Origin of the sequence: Streptomyces sp. NPDC051677 (assembly GCF_044453465.1) — a bacterium.
Taxonomy (GTDB): Bacteria; Actinomycetota; Actinomycetes; order Streptomycetales; family Streptomycetaceae; genus Streptomyces.
Map to the genome: position 1 here is coordinate 548034 of NZ_JBITCT010000001.1, position 18994 is coordinate 567027.

Consider the following 18994-nt stretch of genomic DNA (forward strand, 5'->3'; position numbering starts at 1 on the left):
TCTACGAAGGAGCGCCCACATGGCCGCCACTCAGGAAGAGATCGTCGCCGGTCTCGCCGACATCGTGAACGAGATCGCCGGCATCCCGGTTGAGGACGTCCAGCTGGACAAGTCCTTCACCGACGACCTGGACGTCGACTCGCTGTCCATGGTCGAGGTCGTCGTCGCCGCCGAAGAGCGCTTCGACGTCAAGATCCCGGACGAGGACGTCAAGAACCTCAAGACCGTCGGTGACGCGACGAGCTACATCCTCAAGCACCAGGCCTGATCAGCCGATCCCCTGGGCTGAACTGCCCCGCCACCCGGCGGTGGCGCCGTTGAATCCTCGCAATGTTGGAGAAAGAATCCGTGAGCCCGACCAATCGCACCGTGGTCGTCACCGGTATCGGCGCAACCACACCGCTGGGTGGCGACGCAGCCTCGACCTGGGAGGGTCTGGTCGCCGGCAAGTCCGGTGTCAAGGCCCTGGAGCAGGAGTGGGCGGCCGAGCAGGCCGTCCGTATCGCGGCCCCGGTCGCGGTGGAGCCTCTTGAGGTCATTCCGCGGCCGCAGGCCCGCAAGCTGGACCGTTCGGCGCAGTTCGCGCTGATCGCGGCCCAGGAAGCCTGGAAGGACGCCGGTTTCGTCGGCAAGGCCGGCGAGGCGGGCAGCGAGGGCGACGTCGACGCCGACCGGCTCGGCGCGGTCATCGCCTCCGGCATCGGCGGCGTGACCACCCTCCTCGACCAGTACGACGTGCTGAAGGAGAAGGGCGTCCGCCGCGTCTCCCCGCACACCGTGCCCATGCTGATGCCGAACAGCCCCTCCGCCAACGTGGGTCTGCTCGTGGGCGCCCGCGCGGGCGTGCACACGCCGGTCTCGGCGTGCGCGTCGGGCGCGGAGGCCATCGGCTACGCCATCGAGATGATCCGCACCGGCCGCGCCGACATCGTCGTCGCCGGCGGCACGGAGGCGGCGATCCACCCGCTGCCCATCGCCGCGTTCGGCAACATGATGGCGATGTCCAAGAACAACGACGACCCGCAGGGCGCCTCGCGTCCTTACGACGTCGCCCGTGACGGCTTCGTCCTCGGCGAGGGCGCCGGCGTGATCGTCCTGGAGTCCGCCGAGCACGCCGCCAAGCGCGGTGCGCGGGTGTACGCCGAGGCGGTCGGCCAGGGCATCTCCGCCGACGCCCACGACATCGTGCAGCCGGAGCCCGAGGGCCGCGGCATCTCGCACGCCCTGCAGAACCTGCTGGACAACACCGACCTGAACCCGGCGGAGATCGTGCACGTCAACGCGCACGCGACGTCGACGCCGGCCGGTGACGTGGCGGAACTGAAGGCGCTGCGCAAGGTGTTCGGCGACGACGCCGACCACATGGCGGTCTCCGCCACCAAGTCGATGACGGGTCACCTGCTGGGCGGCGCGGGCGGTGTCGAGTCCGTCGCGACGGTCCTCGCGCTGTACCACCGGGTCGCCCCGCCGACCATCAACGTCGAGAACCTCGACCCCGAGGCCGAGGCCAACGCGGACATCGTGCGCGGCGAGGCCCGCAAGCTGCCCGTCGAGGGCCGTATCGCCGCCCTGAACGACTCGTTCGGGTTCGGCGGCCACAACGTCGTCCTGGCGTTCCGCACGGTCTGAAAAGCGCCTGTACGCAACTGAAGGGCCCCCACCGATCGGTGGGGGCCCTTCACGTGTCCGAACGTGCCCGCGTGCTTAGACCACCTGGTGCAGCCAGCGCACCGGTGCTCCCTCGCCCGCGTACCTGAACGGCTCCAGTTCGTCGTCCCACGGCTTGCCCAGGAGTTTGGAGAGTTCGCTCTCCAGGTCCGTCTCGCCGCGTCTGCTGCGCAGCAGGGCCGCGCGCAGACGGTCCTCCGGGATCAGGATGTCGCCGTGGATGCCGGTGACGGCGTGGAAGATGCCGAGGTCGGGGGTGCAGCTGTAGCGCTCGCCCTCGGCGGTGGCGCAGGGCTCGGCGGTGACCTCGAAGCGCAGCAGGTGCCAGCCTCTCAGCGCCGACGCCAGCTTGGACGCCGTGCCGGCCTCGCCCTTGAAGGAGAACTCCGAGCGCCAGGTGCCGGGGGCGGCGGGCTGCCGGATCCAGTCGAGGCTGACGCGCGTGCCGAGCACCCCGGCCACGGCCCACTCGACGTGCGGGCACAGCGCGCGCGGCGCGGAGTGCACGTACAGAACTCCACGTGTCGTCACCGGGACCTCCGGGCAGAGCGGGACAGTCTTGCAGGCTGGCGTGGCGGCGGTGGCGGGCAGCCGCGTTGATGGCGAGGCTACCCTGCGGCGGCGCAAGGAGTGTGACGTACCGTCGGTCCCAGTGCCGTGAAACCACCGCCATTCACTCGGCAGGACGCCTGTACGGGCGGGAAGCGTTCCATCTTGTGGGTGGTGATTCGGCGGGAACTCCCGCGCGTTGTCATAGGGGGGCGTTGTTCGAGGAGCGAGGGGAACAGCAGCGGATGCGAAAGCGATACCGGCACACGCGGGCCGTGCTCGCGGGCACGACGGCGGCCGTACTGGGCCTGGCCGGATGTGACGCTCTGGGGGGCGGCGACGGCCCTGCGGCCTCGGGCACGCAGGCGCGGCAGGCGAAGCCGTCGCCGTCGACGGACTCGGTGTGGGACTCCAGCCCCGACTCGATCGCGGCGGTGGGCGACTCGGTCACCCGCGGCTTCGACGCGTGTACGGTCCTCGCGGACTGCCCCGAGGTGTCCTGGGCGACCGGCAGCAGCACCGAGGTGAACAGTCTCGCCGTACGGCTGCTGGGCGCGGCGAAGGCGACCACGCACAGCTGGAACCACGCGTCCAGCGGGTCGCGGATGGCGGACCTGCCGGCTCAGATGACGCGGGCGGCGGCCGACAAGCCGCAGTTGGTGACGGTGATGGCGGGCGCGAACGACGCTTGTCGGGACTCCACTCGGGCGATGACGTCGGTGGCCGACTTCCGGGCCCAGTTCGAGGACGCGATGAGCACGCTGCGCCGCGCACTGCCGAAGACGCAGGTGTACGTGGCGAGCGTGCCGAACCTGAAGCGGCTGTGGTCGCAGGGGCGGACGAACGCGCTGGGCAAGCAGGTGTGGAAGCTGGGCATCTGCCCGTCGATGCTGGGCGACGCGGACGCGCTGGACTCGGCGGCGACGCTGCGGCGGGACACCGTGCAGAAGCGGGTGGAGGACTACAACACGGTGCTGAAGGAGGTCTGCGCGAAGGACGTGCGGTGCCGGTTCGACGGTGGCGCGGTGTACGACTACCGGTTCGGCACCGATCAGTTGAGCCACTGGGACTGGTTCCACCCGAGCAAGAACGGGCAGGCGCGGCTCGCGGAGATCGCCTACCGCGCGGTGACGGCGAAGGCTTCGTAACGAGGTTCCGGAGGTCTGGTGACTTAAAGTTTCGCTCATGAGCGAACACTTCGGAACACTTTCCGACGGCACTCCGGTGCACCGCTGGACCCTGGAGCGGGCGGGCACGCGGGTGCGGGTCCTGTCGTACGGCGGAATCGTGCAGTCCGTGGAGGTTCCGGACCGGGACGGCCGGACGGCGAACGTGGTGTTGGGCTTCGCGGACCTGGACGGCTATCTCACCCACCCGGAGCCCTATCTCGGCGCGCTGATCGGACGGTACGCCAACCGGATCGCGCACGCCCGCTTCCCGCTGGACGACGTGACGTACGCGCTGGAGCCCAACAACGCGCCGGGGTCCCTGCACGGCGGCGCACGGGGCTTCGACAAGCGGGTGTGGGACGTGGAGCCGATGGAGCACGGGCTGCGGCTGAGCCGGGTCAGCCCGCACGGCGAGGAGGGCTTCCCGGGCCGTCTGGAGGTCTCGGCGACGTACACCCTCGACGCGTCGGGGGCGCTGCGGTGCGCGTACGAGGCGGTCACGGACGCGCCGACGGTGGTGAACCTGACCAACCACGGTTACTTCAACCTCGGCGGGCCGGGCAGCGGGGACGCCACCGGCCATGAACTGCGGCTGGCGGCCTCCCGGTACACCCCGGTCGACGCCGACCTCATCCCGACCGGAGAGCTCGCGGCGGTCGGGGGCAGCCCCTACGACTTCCGCACGGCCCGCAAGACCGGCTCCGGCCTCGACCACAACTTCGTGCTCGACAAGGGCGTCACCGACGCGCCGGAGGAGGCGGCCGAGCTGCACGATCCGGCGACCGGGCGGGCGCTGACGGTGTCGACGACCGAGCCGGGGCTGCAGGTGTACACCGCGGACCACCTCGGCGAGCCGTTCGTGCCCTGCGAGGGCGTGGCGCTGGAGACCCAGCACTTCCCCGACTCCCCGAACCGGCCGGAGTTCCCGAGCACGGTGCTGCGGCCGGGGGACGTGTACCGCTCGGAGACGGTGTACGGCTTCTCGGTCCGATAGAGAAGGCTCGTAGAAAAAGACGTAGAAAAAAGACGTAGAAAGCAGAGGCAGAAAAAGATGTTGCCCCGGTCCAGGGGTCAGGTCCCGGACCGGGGCTGTTCGTGGGGCGACGAGCGCCTGATCACACGTTAATCGTCGCGGTGATCCGGCGGTCCGCGATCGAGCGGCCCACCTGGATTTCGTACGAACCTTTCACAAAGGACCACCGGTGGTCCGCCTCGTCCCACACCTCGAAGGCACGGTCGCGGAGGTCCACGGTGACCTCGGCGCTCTCCCCCGGGCCCGCCTCCACGGCGGCGAAGCCGGCCAGCCAGCGGGCCGGGCGGTCGGGTGCGGGGGCCGTGCCGGTGGGCGCGAGGTACACCTGCACGACCTCCCGGCCCGGCCGCTCGCCGGTGTTGCGCAGGCGCACCGTGACCGTGGAGCCCGCGAGGCCGACCGACTCGTAGGTCCAGTCGGTGTAGCCGAGACCGTGGCCGAAGGGGTAGGCCGGGGTGCGGTTCTCCTTCTCCCAGGCGCGGTAGCCGATGAAGACGCCCTCGGTGTACGGGAGTTCGCCGTCCGCCGGGGTGACCTGGGTGACGGGGGCGTCGGCGAGGGAGCCCCAGGTGCTGGGGAGCCGGCCGCCGGGTTCGTGGGCGCCGGTCAGGACGTCCGCCAGGGCCGCGCCGCCCTCCTGGCCGGGGAACCAGGTGAGCAGGACGGCCGCGACGTCCTCCCGCCACGGCAGCTCCACCGGGGAGCCGGCGTTGACGACCACGACGGTGTTCGGGTTGGCGGCGGCGACGGCGCGGACGAGGTCGTCCTGCCGGCCGGGGAGGCGCAGGTCCTTGCGGTCGAAGCCCTCGGACTCGACGCGGTCGGTGGTGGCGACCACGACGACGGCCGTGTCCGCGGCCCGCGCCGCCTCGACGGCCTCGGCGATCAGCTCGTCGGCGTCGCGCTGCGGCTCCAGATGGGCGAGCGCGAAGGCGACGACCTTGAACGGGAACTCCTCGGGGACCGCGTGGACATAGGCGAGGGAGACCTCGACCGGTTCGCCGGCGGTCAGCTCGGCCTGTGCGTGGGGCGCCGGGGAGCCGAAGAACGCCTCGAAGGGGTCGGTGTCGTCGGCGGGGAGCTGGACGTCGTCGAAGTACGTCGTCCCCGCGACGGTGAGCCGGAAGGCGCCGGTTCCCTTGACGCCGAAGGTGTGCGGGCCGGTGTCGCGCGGGGTGAACGTGCCGGTCAGCTCGACGGTGTGGAGGCGTTCGTGGGTGACGCCCTCGGGGAGGTCCGCGCCCATCCACTGGATCTGGCCGTTGGGCGCGGAACCGGTTCCGAGGATGTTTCCGTCCGCGTCCCGGCAGACGGCCCGCAGCGCGAAGCCCTTGTCGGCGACCGCGAGTTCCGTGATCGGGTCGGCGCCGACGGCGTAGGTGAGGGCGCCCTCGGGGAGGGCGGCGGTGAGGCCGTCGAGCGGGGAGACCGTGCGGGCGGGGAAGACGGTGGCGGAGCCGCCGCCGAGGACCCGGGCGTCGCGGGCGGCCGCGCCGATGAGGGCGACGGTGCCGGTCGGACTCAGCGGGAGCGTCTCGTGCTCGTTGCGGACCAGGACGAAGGAGCGGCGGGCCAGTTCACGGGCCAGGGCCTCGCCGTCGACCGGGGCGGGCGGCTCGGCGACGGCCGGGGCGACGTCCGCGAGGGCGCCGACGCGGGCGGCCAGCAGCAGGACGCGGCGTACGGCCTCGTCGACCTCGGACTCCTCGACGCGGCCGTCGCGGACGGCCTGGGCGAGGGCCTCGCCGTAGACGGTCTGCGGGCCCGGCATGGCGACGTCGAGGCCGCCCCTCAGGGCGCCGACCGTGTCACGGGCGGCCATCCAGTCGGAGACGTTGAAGCCGTCGAAGCCCCACTCGCCGCGCAGGACCTCGTTCACGAGGCGGTGGTGCTCGGTCATCGTCGTGCCGTTGACCGTGTTGTAGGCGGTCATGACGCCCCACGGGCGGGCGTTCTCGACGACGGCTTCGAAGGGGGCGAGGTACAGCTCGCGCAGGGCGCGCTCGCCGACCAGGTTGTTCACGGTGAAGCGGTCGGTCTCGGCGTCGTTGGCGACGAAGTGCTTGACGGTGGTGCCGACGCCGCCTTCCTGCACGCCCGTCACGTAACCGGTCGCGATACGGCCGGTCAGGTACGGGTCCTCGCTGTACGCCTCGAAGTGCCGGCCGCCGAGCGGGGAGCGGTGCAGGTTGACGGTGGGGGCGAGCAGGACGTCGACGCCCTTGCGGCGGGCCTCCTGGGCGAGGAGGGTCCCGGCGCGGCGGGCGAGCTCCGGGTCCCAGGCGGCGGCCAGCGCGCTCGGGGAGGGCAGGGCGACGGACGGGTCGTCGGCGGTCCAGCGCACGCCCCGGACGCCGATCGGTCCGTCGGACATGACGAGGGACCTCAGGCCGATCTCCGGCAGGGCGGGCAGCGACCACATGTCCTGGCCGGCCAGCAGCCGGGCCTTGGCGTCCAGGTCGAGCTTGCCGAGGGCCGCCTCGACGGCTGCTCCGGTTTCCGCCATGGCGGGGCCTCCTCGTTGAGCGCAGCTTTCCTTGCGTGCCCCATCGTGCACGAGTCACCTGTAGAACGGTAGGTTTCGTTATCTTGTCGTTATTCGCGCTGGGCCGGATGCCGTACCGTGACGGCATGAGCGCCAGGACGACCAGGAGCGAGGAACGGCGGGCCGAGATCGTTCGGGCGGCCCTGGAGGTGATCGCCGAGCGCGGTTACCGGGGAGCGAGCCTGGCGGCGGTGGCCGAGCGGGTCGGACTGACCCAGCAGGGGCTGCTGCACCACTTCCCCACGAAGGACGCGCTGCTGGTGGCGGTGCTCCAGGAACGCGACCAGTGGGACGCGACGCCGGCCGCGCAGTGGCGGGTGGATCTGCTGGCCTCGCTGGTCGAGTACAACGCGATGCGGCCCGGCATCATCCAGACCTTCTCGGCGCTGCTCGGCGAGAGCGTCACGGAGGGGCATCCGGCGCGGGAGTACTTCACGGAGCGCTACCGGCAGGCGCGGGCGAACATGACGGCGGTACTGCGCGCCGAGTACGGCGAGCGGCTGCCGAACGGACTGACGCCGGAGCGGACGGCCCCCCTCCTCATCGCGGTGATGGACGGCCTGCAGTACCAGTGGCTGCTGGACCGGGAGTCGGTGGACATGCCGGCCGCGTTCCGCGACTTCCTGCGCCTGCTGGGCGAGGAACTCGACTGACGGCCGGACCGGACCGGACCGCCGGACGGGTCCTAGTCGGCGGCGGGTACCGCCGCCACCACCTCGACCTCGATCTGCGCCTCGGGGCGAAACAGCCCTCGACGAGAGCGCCCCGGCGCGGGCGGTGTACGCGGCGACGGAACGGGGCCGCTCGTCGACTCCGGTGGTGGAGGCGTTCGTCGCCGCCCTGCGGGAGGCGGCCGCCCGGATTCCGGGGTAGGTACGCCTACTCAGGCGTGCGGCCGGGACCCGGGGCCAGGATGAGCCGTATGCGCACGAGGGGGAGAAACATCGTCACGGCTGTCGCTCTGCTGCCCGTCAACGCCCTGGTCGTCGGGTACGGGTGGCTGGCGGTCGGCATGACCGGATGGGCGGCGGCCTACGACGACAAGCCGGCCGAGCCGCCGTGGGCCGAACTGGGCACGGCCTGCGGGCTGGTGGCGGCCATCGGCGTCGTGCTGTGGCTGGCCCGGCTGCGTGGAGCAGCGGTGTTCCAGGCGGTTCCGGCGCTGCTGCTCGCCCTGCTGATGCTGCCCGCCTGAACCACCCGCAGACCCCACACCGGTCACACGCCATGGCGTGGACCACTTCCGTCACGCGATACTGCCGCCGTTCGGCACGACGCTCCACGCTCCCCCCACAGCGACGGAAGGACTGAACTCCCTTGAGTTCTCCCATGAGTTCTCTTCGTGTTCGGATCGGCATCCTCGGACTGACCCTGCTGGCGGGGCTCGCGGCCCCCACGGTCCCGGCGGCGGCCGGAACCGCCCCTTCGCCCACGGTGGAGGAACAGCGGCTCGACCGGGCCGTGCCCCGGGAGATACTCCAACGCTCCGGATTCGACGCCGTGGCAGCCGAGTTCACCCGTGCGCTCGGCGCCGCGCGCTCCTACGCCGAGGCCCGCCGGGTCGTCGCACGGCAGGGATCGGCCCTGTGGCGGCGGGCCGTCGACCGGGCGCAGGGGCGAGGGCCGGCCGGCGGCGACCTCAGCCGGGACGACGACCGGCCGCTGTACTGGGCGCGGCTGGGCATGACGAGGGAAGTGCGCGCCTGGGAACCGAAGTTCGAGCTGACGGCGGCCCAACGCACCGCGCTGCTGGACCGGTTGGAGCAGACCTCGCGCGGACAGACCGACATCCGCTACCCGCAGCAGCACGCCAAGGGGCTGAAGCGGGTGCTGGTCACCGGCTTCGACCCCTTCACCCTGGACCGGGACATCCGCATCTCCAACCCGTCCGGGGCGACGGCTCTCGCCCTCGACGGCACGGTGATCCAGACCGCGGACGGGCCCGCGCGGGTCGAGACCGCCGTCTTCCCCGTGCGCTGGCAGGACTTCGCCGAGGGCACGGTGGAGCGCGCCCTGCGGCCGTATCTGCCGCACGTCGACCTGTTCACGACCGTCAGCCAGGGCCGTGTCGGCCGCTTCGACGTGGAGCGCACCAACGGGGCCTGGCGCGGCGGCTTCCCCGACAACGACGACATCGGCCGGACGGAGACGATCCCGGTCGCCGACCCCGCCTCGCAGCCGCAGTGGACGACCACGACCCTGCCGTACGCGGCGATCGTGGCCGCGGACACCGGCCGGTTCCCGATCTACGACAACACGAGCGTCACCGAGATCCCGGCGGGCGGCGCCGACCCCGTCGTCCGGCCGGACGGACCCACGGCGGGGTCGACCGCGCGGGCCGGGGGCGGCGGGGACTACCTCTCCAACGAGATCGCCTACCGGGCCACCCTGCTGCGCGACCGGCTGGGCCTGCACGACCGCCTGCCGGGCGGCCATGTGCACACGCCGGTGCTGCAGTTCGCGGCCGACAACACCGACCCGGCGACCGGCACGGTCACCGATCCGGAGTTCGTGCGCAACCGACTGGACATCATCGCCCAGGTACGAGCGATCCTGACGACGGCGGCCACCGCGACGACGCGTGCCGCCGCCGTGCGAGGTCATGGGCGGCTGTAGCGCACGCACTTCAGGTAGGTGATCGCCCCGGTCGCCGGGACGTACTGGTCGAGGCACACCCGCGCGAGGGAGACGCCGGGGACGTCCACCGGCACGGTGAACTGGAACGCGTACTCGTACGCGCAGGCGGCCGACCCGCTGTCGGCGTGGGCCAGTTCGTGGCCGGCGGGGTCGATCGCGAAGACCGTGGTCATCCGGCAGCCGTTGACGTCGACCGACTTGTGGATGCCCGAGACGCCGATGGAGCGGTTGTACCAGGTCAGCGTGCCCCGGGTGTACGTGTTGCCGTAGGTGACGTCGAAGTGGGAGGTCGGGTAGGCGGCGGTCTGCGCGTCGGCGGCGGGGGCGCCGAACAACGTGCCCGCGAGGAGGACGACCGTGCCGAGGGCAGTGGCGAGTGGCTTGCGCATGACGTCTCCGGGGTCGGGTCCTGGGGCGGGGGATGGCACGTCAGTGTCCCGCCGGGGACCCCGTCGCCCCGTCGCCTACACAGTTTCCACACAGAGGCGTGTCCCCCGGGCCTCGTTCTCAGGCTCGCCGAGAGGGGGGACCCGTCAACGGGCTGGTGGTGGGCGGGGCGTCTGCCTCGTCGGGCCCGTCCGGGTCGGGGGTTTCCTCGTTCAGGAGGTCGCGGGCCAGGAGGGTGGCGCCGGCGACCGCGCCCGGCATCAGGAACACCGCGACGAACGGGACCAGGAAGGCCAGACCCAGAGGGGTGCCGAAGCCCCAGACCAGGGTTTTGCGGGAGCGGAGCAGGGTGAGGCGGGCGCGCAGGTCGACGTCGCGGCGCTGCAGGGCGACGGCGGTGAGTTCCTCGGTGAGGAAGAAGCCGGTGACGAAGAAGCCGAGCACCGGGACGACCGTCTGCCCGGCGACCGGGATGAACCCGAGGGCGAACAGCAGCACGCCCCACAGCAGCGCGCGGACCAGGATGCGGAGGCTGTCGCGGGCGGAGATCCACAGTTCGCGCCAGAGCGGCAGCCCGGACTCGGGGGCCGTGCCGTCGGGCGAGACGTCGCGGTCGACCGTCTCGGAGAGGTTCTCGTAGAAGGGCTGGCCGACGATGAGGGTGACGGCGGTGAAGGTGAGGACGGCCAGGAGCAGGGCGAGGGCGAACAGCACGACGGTGAGGAAGCCGCGGAAGAGGCCCTGCCAGGGGCTGGACCAGTCGTCGGCGAAGGGCGTCGCCCAGCCCACGAAGTCCTCGCCCCACACCGCGAGCGCCACCAGGGCCGCCGCGTAGAGGACGAGGGTGATCAGGCCGGGGACGAGTCCCCACCCGTACTGCCTGCCGTGCCGGGCCACCCATCGCTGGCCCTCCAGGAGGTACTTGAAACCCACCCCGAGATCGCGCATGGCCGAAACTTTACCTCGGGGGCCGCCGCGCCCGACCTCCGCCGTCACTCCTCGACGGGCCGCAGCCCTCAAACACCGGACAGGCGGGGCGACTTGCGGGCCCTCGTAGGCCATCCGGGGTATCGGTGACACCAACGCCCTCTTGTTGCAGTTGAGTCGAACAGGTACACCTCGCCGTACCGATCTCCGGAAGCAACGATCTCGGCAAGTCCAGAGGAGGTACACGTGCGCACCACGAGCACCTACCCTGCCCGACCTGTTCTGATCACCGCCCTCGCGCTCACCGCGACGGGCTCACTCCTGCTCACCCCCCACTCGGCAGGCGCCGATCCGAAGCCCGTCACCCGCGAGGGTTCCGGCCTCGACCGCACGGCCGCCGCGGCAGCGCCGAAGAGCGCGGCCCTGCGCGCCCTGGCCGCCCCGGACACCCCGGCCGCTTCCGCGGCGGAGCGGACCGGCGCCGCCCTCGGTTACCCCCGCCGGCAGGTTCTCGTCCCCGATCCTGAGAACCCCGCCGACAAGTCCCTCAAGCTCGGCCTCACCCCCTACCACGCCATCGCCCCGAAGCTCAACGCCCTCCAGGCCCTCGGCGACCGGGTGAGCGTCGAGGTGACGGGCCGTTCGGCGGGCGGGCACCGGTTATACCTGGTGACCGTGACCGCTCCCGAGACCGCCCGTCAGGCGCGGGCCCAGGAGCGGATGCGCGAGCTGATCGAGAACGCGCCCGGCACGGCGGCCAGGAGTCCGGAGATCAAGGCCGGCTACAAGACGCCGGTGTTCTTCAACAACAACATCCACGGCAACGAGTGGGAGGGCACGGACGCCTCCCTCGCCCTCGTCGAGCGGCTCGCCACCGCCGACGACGCGCGGACGAAGGACCTCCTCGCCCACAGCCGCCTCTACTTCAACGTCACCGCCAACCCGGACGGCCGGATCGCCGGAACCCGCGCGAACGCGGACGGCTTCGACCTGAACCGGGACTTCGTCACCGCCTCGCAGCCCGAGACGCGCGTGATGCGGCAGATCGAGATCGACAAGCAGCCCGCCGTCATGCTGGACCTGCACGGCTACGTCAACGGCACCCTCATCGAGCCGACCACGCCGCCGCACGGCGAGAACTACGAGTACGACCTCTTCCTGAAGAACGCCTACGCCAACGCGCTCGGCATGGAGTCCGCCGTCAACGGCCTCGGCTACACGCCCGACAAGGACGGCGTGCAGCCCGCCCAGATCCCGTTCCGGGACCAGGCGGAGGGCTGGGACGACTGGCCCCCGATCTTCACCCCGCAGTACGCGGCCTTCCACGGCACGGTCGCCGCGCACACGGTGGAGATCCCGCTGACGGTCAACAACGCCGCCTACGACTCGCTGCCGGTCACGGAGCTGCGCCGCCGGTCCGCCGTCAACGTCGACGTCGCCGGGGCCGCCCTGCGCGCCACCCTCGACTTCGTGCGGACCCGGCGCACCTCGCTGATCGCCGACCAGATCGAGGTCTTCCGGCGCGGGGCCGCGGGCGCGGCGCAGGTGCCGGTGTCGGCGCAGACCGTCCCCGGGGTGCCGGGCATCGGACCGGAGGACGTCTACACGACCACGTTCCCGCGCGCCTACGTCCTGCCGGCGAAGACGGGGACCACGGCGGGAGCGACGGCCACGGCCCGGCTCGTCGACCATCTGCTCGCCAACGACGTCCGCGTCACCCGCGCCGCGCGGGCCTTCCGGCTCGGCGGGCGGACGTATCCGAAGGGCTCGTACGTCGTCGACATGCACCAGCCCAAGCGGGGGCTGGCGAACGTGCTGCTCGCCGACGGGCGGGACATCAGCGACAAGGTGTCGGTGATGTACGACATCTCCGGCTGGAGTCTGGGACGGCTGTGGGGGGCGCAGGCAGTGCCGGTGACGGGTGGCGGGCTGTCCGGGCTCGGCCTGCGGCCGGTCACCGCCGCGACCCCGGTCGGCACGGTCGCCCCGCGCGGTGACCTGCGGCTGCGGCTCGACGACCCGAATGCGGTCGCCGCCCTCAACTCCCTTCTCAAGCAAGGTGTTTCAGTACGACGGGCCGCGGACGCAAGCGTCGTCGTGCCCGCGTCGGCGCGCCGGCGGGCGCTCGCGGCGGCACGGTCGTACGACGTCTCCTTCACCGCCGTGACGTCCACCGGCCCGACGACCGCCCTGCACTCCGTGCGGGTCGCCGCCGCGGTCACCGCGGGTGAGCTGTTCGCGCTGCGGGAGATGGGCTTCGAGGTCACGCCGGTGTCCGCGGCCGTCCTGAACGCGGGCTTCGACTGGTCGTCGGTGGACGTGCTGTTCGTGTCGGCCGGGCTCGACCGGGCCGCCCTCGGCGCGTCCGCGCGCACCGCCCTCGACGCCTTCCTCGCCGGTCACGGGCTGGTCGGGCGGGGCGTCGGCGGGGCCGCGGTCGGTACCGGGGCCGGGCTGCTGGACGTGACGGCCGTCGCGGGCAACGGGGACGCCAACGGCGTGGTGCGGGTGGTCAACTCGGGCGGCCGGGTCACGGCCGGCGCCCCGGACCACTCCTTCGTCTACGCGCCGGTCTGGTTCACCGGTCTCGGCCCCGGGGTACGCGTCGAGCAGTCGTACGCCGCCCGGAACCCGCTCGTCTCCGGGCACTGGCGGCCGCTGGCCGACGGCTCGGGCGGGCCCGCCGCCGCGGCCGGGCAGGCGTCGGTCGTGAGCGGGCCGCACGCTGTCCTGTTCGGCACGGAACCCCTCTTCCGGGACCATCCCAAGGGAGAGTTTCCGCAGGTCGCACAGGCATTGATCACCATGGCACAGGCACACGCGAGCAGCGGGCCGGTTGAGGAGAGCGGATGACTCGGTTGCATCGGACGGCGAAGGAGATCCACGGCACCGTCGCCGACGGTTACGAAGCGGTCCGGGAGGAGTTCGCCGCGTTCGTAGCGGAGGAACAGCCCGACTACGAAGGCCAGTTGTGCGCGTACGTGCACGGCAGGCAGGTCGTCGACCTGTGGGCGGCCGGGGACGGCGCCGGCCCCGAGTCGCTCTACGGCGTCTACTCGTCGACCAAGGGCGCCGCCCATCTGGTGGTCGCGCTGCTGGTGCAGGAGGGCACCCTGGAGCTGGACCGCAAGGTCACTTACTACTGGCCGGAGTTCGCCGCCGAGGGCAAGGGCGCGCTGACCCTGCGCGAGCTGCTCGCGCACCGGGCCGGGGTGATCGGCACCGACGGCGGTTTCTCGCCGCAGGAGCTGGCCGACGACCGGCAGATCGCCGAACGCCTCGCCGACCAGCGCCCGTTCTGGCGTCCGGGCACCGCCTTCGGCTACCACGCGCTGGTCATCGGTGCGCTCACCGGCGAGGTCGTCCGGCGGGCCACGGGGCGCACGCTCCAGGAGGTGTACGAGGAGCGGGTGCGCGTCCCGTACGGGCTGGACTTCTTCCTGGGGCTGCCGGCGGTGCACGAGCCGCGTTTCCGCACCGCGCAGCCGATGGCGCCGACGGCCGAGCAGCGGGCGCTGCTGGACTCCCAGACCACCGGGCCGCACACCCTCGCCGCGATCGCCTCCAACCGTCACACCGCCGAGCCGACCGACCTGGAACTCCTGCCGAACGACCCCCTGATCCGAGCCAAGGGGCCGGCCTCGGTGGGCGGGGTCGCCTCGGCGCGCGGGCTGGCCGGGATGTACGCGGCGGCGATCAGCGAGGTCGACGGGAAGGCGCCGCTGCTGAAGGAGGACACGGCGGCGGAGTTCGGGCAGCTGCACTCCGTGGGATACGACGTGGTGTCGCGCAGGCACAAATCGTTCGGTCTCGGCTTCCAGGCCACCGCGGACGCCTGGCACCCGTTCCTGGGCGCCGGTGCGTTCGGGCACGCGGGGGCGGGCGGCTGCCAGGCGTTCGCGGACCCGCGCAGCGGGCTCGCCTACGGCTACACGCGGCGCCGGTTCGCGTTCCCGGGCGGGGCGGCCCCGGAGAACGACCGGCTTGCGGCGGCCGTCCACCGGGCGGCGCTGGCGGAGTGACCGCCGGGCGCTGAGATACGGGCGAAGGCCGCACCCCACGTCCAGGGGTGCGGCCTTCGGCGTGCGCGGGCGGGCGCGGGTGGGCGCGGGACGACGGTCAGAGCTTGACGATCATCTTCCCGGTGTTGTCGCCGCGCAGGACCCCGAGGAAGGCCTCCAGGTTGTTCTCGATGCCCTCGACGACCGTCTCGCGGTACTTCAGCTCGCCGGAGCGGACCCAGGCGCCGACCTCCTGGACGAACTGCGGCTGGAGGTCGTAGTGGTCGCCGACCAGGAGGCCCTCGATGCGGCCGCGGGTCTGGATGATGCGGGCGAGGTTCTTCGGGCCGGGGGCGGGCTCGGTGTTGTTGTAGACGGAGATCATGCCGCAGACGGCGATCCGGCCGTGCAGGTTGAGGGAGCCGATGGCGGCCTCCAGGTGGTCGCCGCCGACGTTGTCGAAGTAGACGTCGACGCCGTCGGGGGCGGCGGCGCGCAGCTGCTCGGCGACGGGGCCGTTCTTGTAGTTGAAGGCCGCGTCGAAGCCGTACTCCTCGACGAGGAGCTTGACCTTGTCGTCGGAGCCGGCCGAGCCGATGACCCGGGAGGCGCCCTTGAGCTTGGCGATCTGGCCGACCTGGCTGCCGACGGCGCCGGCCGCGCCCGACACGAAGACGGAGTCGCCCTCCTTGAAGGAGGCGGTGCGCAGCAGACCGGCGTAGGCGGTGAGGCCCGTCATGCCGAGGACGCCGAGGTAGGTGGAGAGGGGCGCGGCCTCGGGGTCGACCTTGACGGCCTGCTTGGCGTCGAAGACGGCGTACTCGCGCCAGCCGCCGAAGTGCAGGACGTGGTCGCCGGCGGCGATGCCCTCGGCGTTCGAGGCGACGACCTCGCCGACCGCCCCGCCCTGCATGGCCTTGCCCAGCTCGTAGGGGGCGGTGTACGACTTGGCGCTGCTCATGCGGCCGCGCATGTAGGGGTCGACGGAGACGTACGCGTTGCGCACCAGCACCTCGCCCGGGCCGGGCTGCCGGATGTCCGCCTCGGCCAGCTCGAAGTCCTCGGGCTTCGGCCAGCCGACGGGACGGCTGAGCAGGCGCCACTCGCGGCTGGTGGTGGGGAGGGCGGAGTCGGTCATGGGGGCTGCCTTTCACATGTCGCACGCTTGCAGGGGCTTCACAAATTGCTTCAGTACCTGAAACAACCATGCTCCTGAATATTTCATGTTGTCAAGTAAACGGGGTACCCTGGCACCATGGCCACCTCACATCCGACTTCCCCGAGTCCCCGCCCCGACGCACTGACCATGGAGGTCGTCGAGCTGATCGGCGAGGTCGTGGCCCGCTTCTACGAGGACTACGAGGAAGCCGCCGCCGGCCACGCCCTCACCGGCGCGCAGGCGCGGCTGCTGAGTCTGCTCTCGCTGGAGCCGCTTCCCATGCGCAAGCTGGCGCAGAAGCTGAAGTGCGAGCCGTCCAACGTGACCGGCATCGTCGACCGGCTGGAGTCCCGCGGCCTGGTCGAGCGGCGTCCCGACCCGGCCGACCGGCGCGTGAAGCTGGCGGCGTCGACGGACGAGGGCCGGCGGATCGCCAAGGGGCTGCGCGAGTCGCTGCGGTTCGCCCGGGAGCCGCTGGCGGGGCTGGGCGAGGAGGAGCGGGTGCTGCTGCGGGGGATGCTCCAGCGGATGCTGGCGGCGTAAGCGTGTGAGAGGCGTAAGCGCGTGAGAGGCGTGAGTCGCGGGACCCGGCCCGTGGGCCGCGCCTCAGTTGTCCGAGCCCGAGTCCCCGCCCGAGTCCGAGACCGTGTCCCCGCTCGACGACTTCCGGTTCTTGCTGGTCAACGCACCGGCCACGGTGCCCATCGCGAGAGTCGCCGCCGACACGACGCGGGCCCAGCGCGGAGCGTCGCCCCGGGCCGTCCACCAGACGCAGGCGCAGCCGCCCAGGACGAGCACGAGCACCCCCACAAGAACGAGCACGATCACGCCTCTCCCCCTCTTTCACCGGTGAACTCGTACTGCAGCTCGTAGAGATGACCCGCCTTCACCATCACGGTGACCTCGACGGGACGGTCGTCGTCGCTGTGGACGACACGCAGTGTACGCAGCACCGGCATGCTGCTGGTGAGGTGGAGGGCCTGGTACTGCCGCTGGGTGGGGACACGGGCGGAGACCCGGTCCGTGCTGCGGCGGGGCGGGTGACCGAGTTCGGTCAGCAGACCCGGGGTGCCGCCCTTGATGCGACGGCGCTCGGCGAGGGGCGTGCCCCGGGCGATGTCCAACGGGTAGTAGGACTCGACGAGTTCGGCGGGTTCGTCGTCGACGAGGAGGATCTGGCCGCGCAGCACGGCGAGGCCGTCGGCCGGGAGACCGAGGGCGGCACGGACGTCGGCGGGCGGGCAGGTCTCCGTGACGTCGAGGAGCTCGGTGCGGGCGTGCGTGCCGTGCTTGGCGGCCTCGGCGAGCCAGCGGTAGGGCGTTCCGGGGCCGCCCGGGGTCATCAGGGCGGCCGGCCGGACGGTGCGCTGGCGATGCTCGCGCACGGTGACGGCGGCGCCCGCCCTGCCGACCACCAGGCGTTCGTCCTTGAGGAGTTGCAGGGCCTTCTGGACCGTCGCGCCGGACGCCTCGAAGCGTTCCTTGAGCTGGGCGGTGGTGGGCAGGTTCGCGCCGGGGGCGAGCTCTCCGCTCATGATGTCGTCGCGCAGATCGGCCGCGATCCGCTCGTGCAGGGATCGGCGGTCGACGGCTTCCGGTTCTGCCTTGGGCACGGTCATCCGATCCTGATCTGGTAGCGCAGCCTCTGCCGTAGGGCAGGCATCACCATACGGTCGACCTGGATCGGCCGGTCGTCGCGGTCCAGCGTGAGCCGGACGAGCCGCAGGACGGGCTCCTCGCGGGCGGTGCGCAGGGCCTGGCGCTCCTGTTCGTCGGGCATCCCGGCCGTCACGTCCTCCCGGACGAGGACGCCGACGTGGCCGAGTTCGGCGAGCAGGGCGAGGGCGCCGCCGGGGATCTTGGCGGTGCCGGCGAGACGGGTGCCGGCGGCTATGGCCACCGGGTAGTAGGTGTCGGTCAGTTCGCTGGGCTCGTCGTCGAGCAGGATCAGGCGCCGGCGCACGACGACCGGCTCGCCCTCCGGGACGCCGAACAGCGCCGCCACGTCCGCGGGGGCGGGCACCTCGCCGGCGTGCACGATGCGCTGGGTGCCGCGTCGGCCCCGGGCCGCGGCCTCCGCCGCCCACGGGTCGCCCTGTCCCGTCCCCCGCGGCGTCAGATACGGCAACGACGTGCTGACCCAACCGCTCGCACCCACGACGTCCTCCTGTTTACGGCCGACCGTTCTTCCGACCCTGCCGCCCTACACGGTAGGCGACCCGCCCCATCCGTAGACCGCCACCCCGAGCCACCCTCAGCTACCTTGCACCACCTTGTCGCCTTTCGCGAATAACAGTAAGGTATCGCCGCAGGACGCCCCAGAACCACCGGAGGTGGCCCCCGTGCCCTTGTCACGGCAACGTCGTTTCCCCCGCTCGCGCGCCTCGGTACGGGCCGCCCGCACCTTCGTCCACCAGGTCCTCACCGACTGGGGCTGCGTCGACCGGCTGGACGACATAACGCTGTGCGCGTCGGAACTCGCCACGAACGCCCTGCTGCACGGCGTCCCTCCGGGCCGGCAGTACTGCGTGAACCTCACCCTCGACGGCCCGCTGATCCGCCTGTCGGTGCGCGACACCGGAGACCATCCCGCGCCCTCGCCCCCACCGACGCCGGACTCCTGTTCGGGCCGGGGCCTCCACCTGGTCCGTGAACTGGCGGACGACCTGGGCGTCACCGAGCACGCCATCGGCAAGACCGTGTGGGTGGCCTTCAAGTCGGACAGCCGACCCGGAGCGTCCGGAGCCGAAACGTCCGGAGCCGAAACGTCCGGACCCGGAACATCCGGAGCCGGAACATCCGGAGCCGAAACGTCCGGAGCCGGAACATCCGGAGCCGGAACGTCCGGAGCCGGAACGTCCATCATCGGAGGGTCCATCACCGGAGGGTCCTGAGGCGGCACGTCCTGACGCGGCGCGT

General features: G+C 72.0%; 19 protein-coding genes. 11 read left to right on the top strand and 8 right to left on the bottom strand.

Translation table 11 applies throughout. From position 1 onward, the window contains the following. The first annotated feature begins 19 nt into the window (after positions 1 to 19). Together ACIBAF_RS02410 and ACIBAF_RS02415 are read left to right on the top strand one after the other, a co-directional pair. Positions 20 to 268, top strand: a complete 249-nt coding sequence (locus ACIBAF_RS02410; RefSeq protein ID WP_057583001.1) for an acyl carrier protein — start codon at positions 20 to 22, stop codon at positions 266 to 268. A gap of 80 nt (positions 269 to 348) precedes the next feature. Beyond that, positions 349 to 1629, top strand: a complete 1281-nt coding sequence (locus ACIBAF_RS02415) for a beta-ketoacyl-[acyl-carrier-protein] synthase family protein (RefSeq protein ID WP_399461203.1) — start codon at positions 349 to 351, stop codon at positions 1627 to 1629. Positions 1630 to 1704: 75 nt separating this feature from the next. Here the strand turns inward: ACIBAF_RS02415 and ACIBAF_RS02420 are convergent, their stop codons facing one another. Then, the gene (locus ACIBAF_RS02420) at positions 1705 to 2199 is read right to left on the bottom strand and encodes a DUF3145 domain-containing protein (protein ID WP_079662606.1); all 495 of its coding nucleotides are present in this window, start codon (positions 2197 to 2199) and stop codon (positions 1705 to 1707) included. A 263-nt stretch (positions 2200 to 2462) separates the two neighbouring features. On the opposite strand from ACIBAF_RS02420, the gene ACIBAF_RS02425 reads away from it, so the two are divergent. Continuing rightward, positions 2463 to 3365, top strand: coding sequence for an SGNH/GDSL hydrolase family protein (locus ACIBAF_RS02425; protein WP_399461204.1), 903 nt, complete (start codon positions 2463 to 2465; stop codon positions 3363 to 3365). A gap of 37 nt (positions 3366 to 3402) precedes the next feature. Further along, a complete protein-coding gene (locus ACIBAF_RS02430; RefSeq protein WP_399461205.1) occupies positions 3403 to 4380 on the top strand; it encodes an aldose epimerase family protein in 978 nt (325 codons plus the stop codon). 121 nt (positions 4381 to 4501) lie between these two features. Here ACIBAF_RS02430 and ACIBAF_RS02435 read toward each other — a convergent pair whose 3' ends face one another. Beyond that, positions 4502 to 6925, bottom strand: coding sequence for a glycoside hydrolase family 3 protein (locus ACIBAF_RS02435; protein ID WP_399461206.1), 2424 nt, complete (start codon positions 6923 to 6925; stop codon positions 4502 to 4504). 107 nt (positions 6926 to 7032) lie between these two features. Here ACIBAF_RS02435 and ACIBAF_RS02440 point away from each other — a divergent pair, with 107 nt between their 5' ends. The 3 genes from ACIBAF_RS02440 to ACIBAF_RS02450 all read left to right on the top strand — a co-directional run bounded on the left by ACIBAF_RS02440 (position 7033) and on the right by ACIBAF_RS02450 (position 9580). Beyond that, a complete protein-coding gene (locus ACIBAF_RS02440) occupies positions 7033 to 7617 on the top strand; it encodes a TetR/AcrR family transcriptional regulator (protein WP_399461344.1) in 585 nt (194 codons plus the stop codon). A gap of 269 nt (positions 7618 to 7886) precedes the next feature. Beyond that, on the top strand, positions 7887 to 8159 hold the full coding sequence (locus tag ACIBAF_RS02445; RefSeq protein ID WP_399461207.1) for a DUF6234 family protein: 273 nt from the start codon (positions 7887 to 7889) through the stop codon (positions 8157 to 8159). A 134-nt stretch (positions 8160 to 8293) separates the two neighbouring features. After that, complete coding sequence (locus tag ACIBAF_RS02450) at positions 8294 to 9580, top strand: pyroglutamyl peptidase (protein ID WP_399461208.1); 1287 nt, start codon at positions 8294 to 8296, stop codon at positions 9578 to 9580. Here the strand turns inward: ACIBAF_RS02450 and ACIBAF_RS02455 are convergent. Both ACIBAF_RS02455 and ACIBAF_RS02460 read right to left on the bottom strand, forming a co-directional pair. Beyond that, positions 9565 to 9990 (bottom strand): hypothetical protein, encoded by a 426-nt coding sequence (locus ACIBAF_RS02455; protein WP_399461209.1) that lies wholly within the window; start codon positions 9988 to 9990, stop codon positions 9565 to 9567. The two genes, ACIBAF_RS02450 and ACIBAF_RS02455, sit on opposite strands and share 16 nt — an antisense overlap. A 118-nt stretch (positions 9991 to 10108) precedes the next feature. Next, positions 10109 to 10936: an EI24 domain-containing protein gene (locus ACIBAF_RS02460; RefSeq protein ID WP_399461210.1), complete on the bottom strand. Its 828-nt coding sequence runs from the start codon at positions 10934 to 10936 to the stop codon at positions 10109 to 10111. Between the two features lie 225 nt (positions 10937 to 11161). Here ACIBAF_RS02460 and ACIBAF_RS02465 point away from each other — a divergent pair, with 225 nt between their 5' ends. Beyond that, on the top strand, positions 11162 to 13768 hold the full coding sequence (locus ACIBAF_RS02465) for a M14 family zinc carboxypeptidase (protein ID WP_399461211.1): 2607 nt from the start codon (positions 11162 to 11164) through the stop codon (positions 13766 to 13768). Beyond that, complete coding sequence (locus ACIBAF_RS02470) at positions 13765 to 14937, top strand: serine hydrolase domain-containing protein (RefSeq protein WP_399461212.1); 1173 nt, start codon at positions 13765 to 13767, stop codon at positions 14935 to 14937. The genes ACIBAF_RS02465 and ACIBAF_RS02470 overlap by 4 nt, the downstream gene beginning before the upstream one ends. A gap of 97 nt (positions 14938 to 15034) precedes the next feature. Here ACIBAF_RS02470 and ACIBAF_RS02475 read toward each other — a convergent pair whose 3' ends face one another. Then, positions 15035 to 16054, bottom strand: coding sequence for an NADP-dependent oxidoreductase (locus ACIBAF_RS02475; RefSeq protein ID WP_399461213.1), 1020 nt, complete (start codon positions 16052 to 16054; stop codon positions 15035 to 15037). 117 nt (positions 16055 to 16171) lie between these two features. On the opposite strand from ACIBAF_RS02475, the gene ACIBAF_RS02480 reads away from it, so the two are divergent. Next, positions 16172 to 16618 carry a MarR family winged helix-turn-helix transcriptional regulator gene (locus ACIBAF_RS02480; RefSeq protein WP_399461214.1) on the top strand — a complete coding sequence of 149 codons (447 nt, stop codon included), beginning with the start codon at positions 16172 to 16174 and terminating at the stop codon, positions 16616 to 16618. 63 nt (positions 16619 to 16681) lie between these two features. Here the strand turns inward: ACIBAF_RS02480 and ACIBAF_RS02485 are convergent, their stop codons facing one another. Genes ACIBAF_RS02485 through ACIBAF_RS02495 form a run of 3 tightly spaced genes read right to left on the bottom strand, consistent with a single transcriptional unit; the run spans position 16682 to position 18233 of the window. Next, the gene (locus tag ACIBAF_RS02485) at positions 16682 to 16897 is read right to left on the bottom strand and encodes a hypothetical protein (protein WP_361703268.1); all 216 of its coding nucleotides are present in this window, start codon (positions 16895 to 16897) and stop codon (positions 16682 to 16684) included. A 2-nt stretch (positions 16898 to 16899) separates the two neighbouring features. Beyond that, positions 16900 to 17694: a GntR family transcriptional regulator gene (locus tag ACIBAF_RS02490; protein WP_399461215.1), complete on the bottom strand. Its 795-nt coding sequence runs from the start codon at positions 17692 to 17694 to the stop codon at positions 16900 to 16902. After that, entirely contained in the window at positions 17691 to 18233 is a 543-nt protein-coding gene (locus tag ACIBAF_RS02495; protein WP_399461216.1) for a GntR family transcriptional regulator, read from the bottom strand. The genes ACIBAF_RS02490 and ACIBAF_RS02495 overlap by 4 nt, the downstream gene beginning before the upstream one ends. Positions 18234 to 18423: 190 nt before the next feature. Here ACIBAF_RS02495 and ACIBAF_RS02500 point away from each other — a divergent pair, with 190 nt between their 5' ends. Further along, a complete protein-coding gene (locus tag ACIBAF_RS02500) occupies positions 18424 to 18969 on the top strand; it encodes an ATP-binding protein (RefSeq protein WP_399461217.1) in 546 nt (181 codons plus the stop codon). The last annotated feature ends 25 nt before the right edge of the window (positions 18970 to 18994 follow it).

Bases quoted from the DNA above. Each gene is read 5' to 3' on its own strand.
- ACIBAF_RS02490 (WP_399461215.1), bottom strand. From the start codon at position 17,694: ATGACCGTGCCCAAGGCAGAACCGGAAGCCGTCGACCGCCGATCCCTG.
- ACIBAF_RS02410 (WP_057583001.1), top strand. From the start codon at position 20: ATGGCCGCCACTCAGGAAGAGATCGTCGCCGGTCTCGCCGACATCGTG.
- ACIBAF_RS02455 (WP_399461209.1), bottom strand. From the start codon at position 9,990: ATGCGCAAGCCACTCGCCACTGCCCTCGGCACGGTCGTCCTCCTCGCG.
- ACIBAF_RS02425 (WP_399461204.1), top strand. From the start codon at position 2,463: ATGCGAAAGCGATACCGGCACACGCGGGCCGTGCTCGCGGGCACGACG.
- ACIBAF_RS02460 (WP_399461210.1), bottom strand. From the start codon at position 10,936: ATGCGCGATCTCGGGGTGGGTTTCAAGTACCTCCTGGAGGGCCAGCGA.
- ACIBAF_RS02445 (WP_399461207.1), top strand. From the start codon at position 7,887: ATGCGCACGAGGGGGAGAAACATCGTCACGGCTGTCGCTCTGCTGCCC.
- ACIBAF_RS02440 (WP_399461344.1), top strand. From the start codon at position 7,033: ATGCCGTACCGTGACGGCATGAGCGCCAGGACGACCAGGAGCGAGGAA.
- ACIBAF_RS02430 (WP_399461205.1), top strand. From the start codon at position 3,403: ATGAGCGAACACTTCGGAACACTTTCCGACGGCACTCCGGTGCACCGC.
- ACIBAF_RS02450 (WP_399461208.1), top strand. From the start codon at position 8,294: ATGAGTTCTCTTCGTGTTCGGATCGGCATCCTCGGACTGACCCTGCTG.
- ACIBAF_RS02480 (WP_399461214.1), top strand. From the start codon at position 16,172: ATGGCCACCTCACATCCGACTTCCCCGAGTCCCCGCCCCGACGCACTG.
- ACIBAF_RS02470 (WP_399461212.1), top strand. From the start codon at position 13,765: ATGACTCGGTTGCATCGGACGGCGAAGGAGATCCACGGCACCGTCGCC.
- ACIBAF_RS02435 (WP_399461206.1), bottom strand. From the start codon at position 6,925: ATGGCGGAAACCGGAGCAGCCGTCGAGGCGGCCCTCGGCAAGCTCGAC.
- ACIBAF_RS02475 (WP_399461213.1), bottom strand. From the start codon at position 16,054: ATGACCGACTCCGCCCTCCCCACCACCAGCCGCGAGTGGCGCCTGCTC.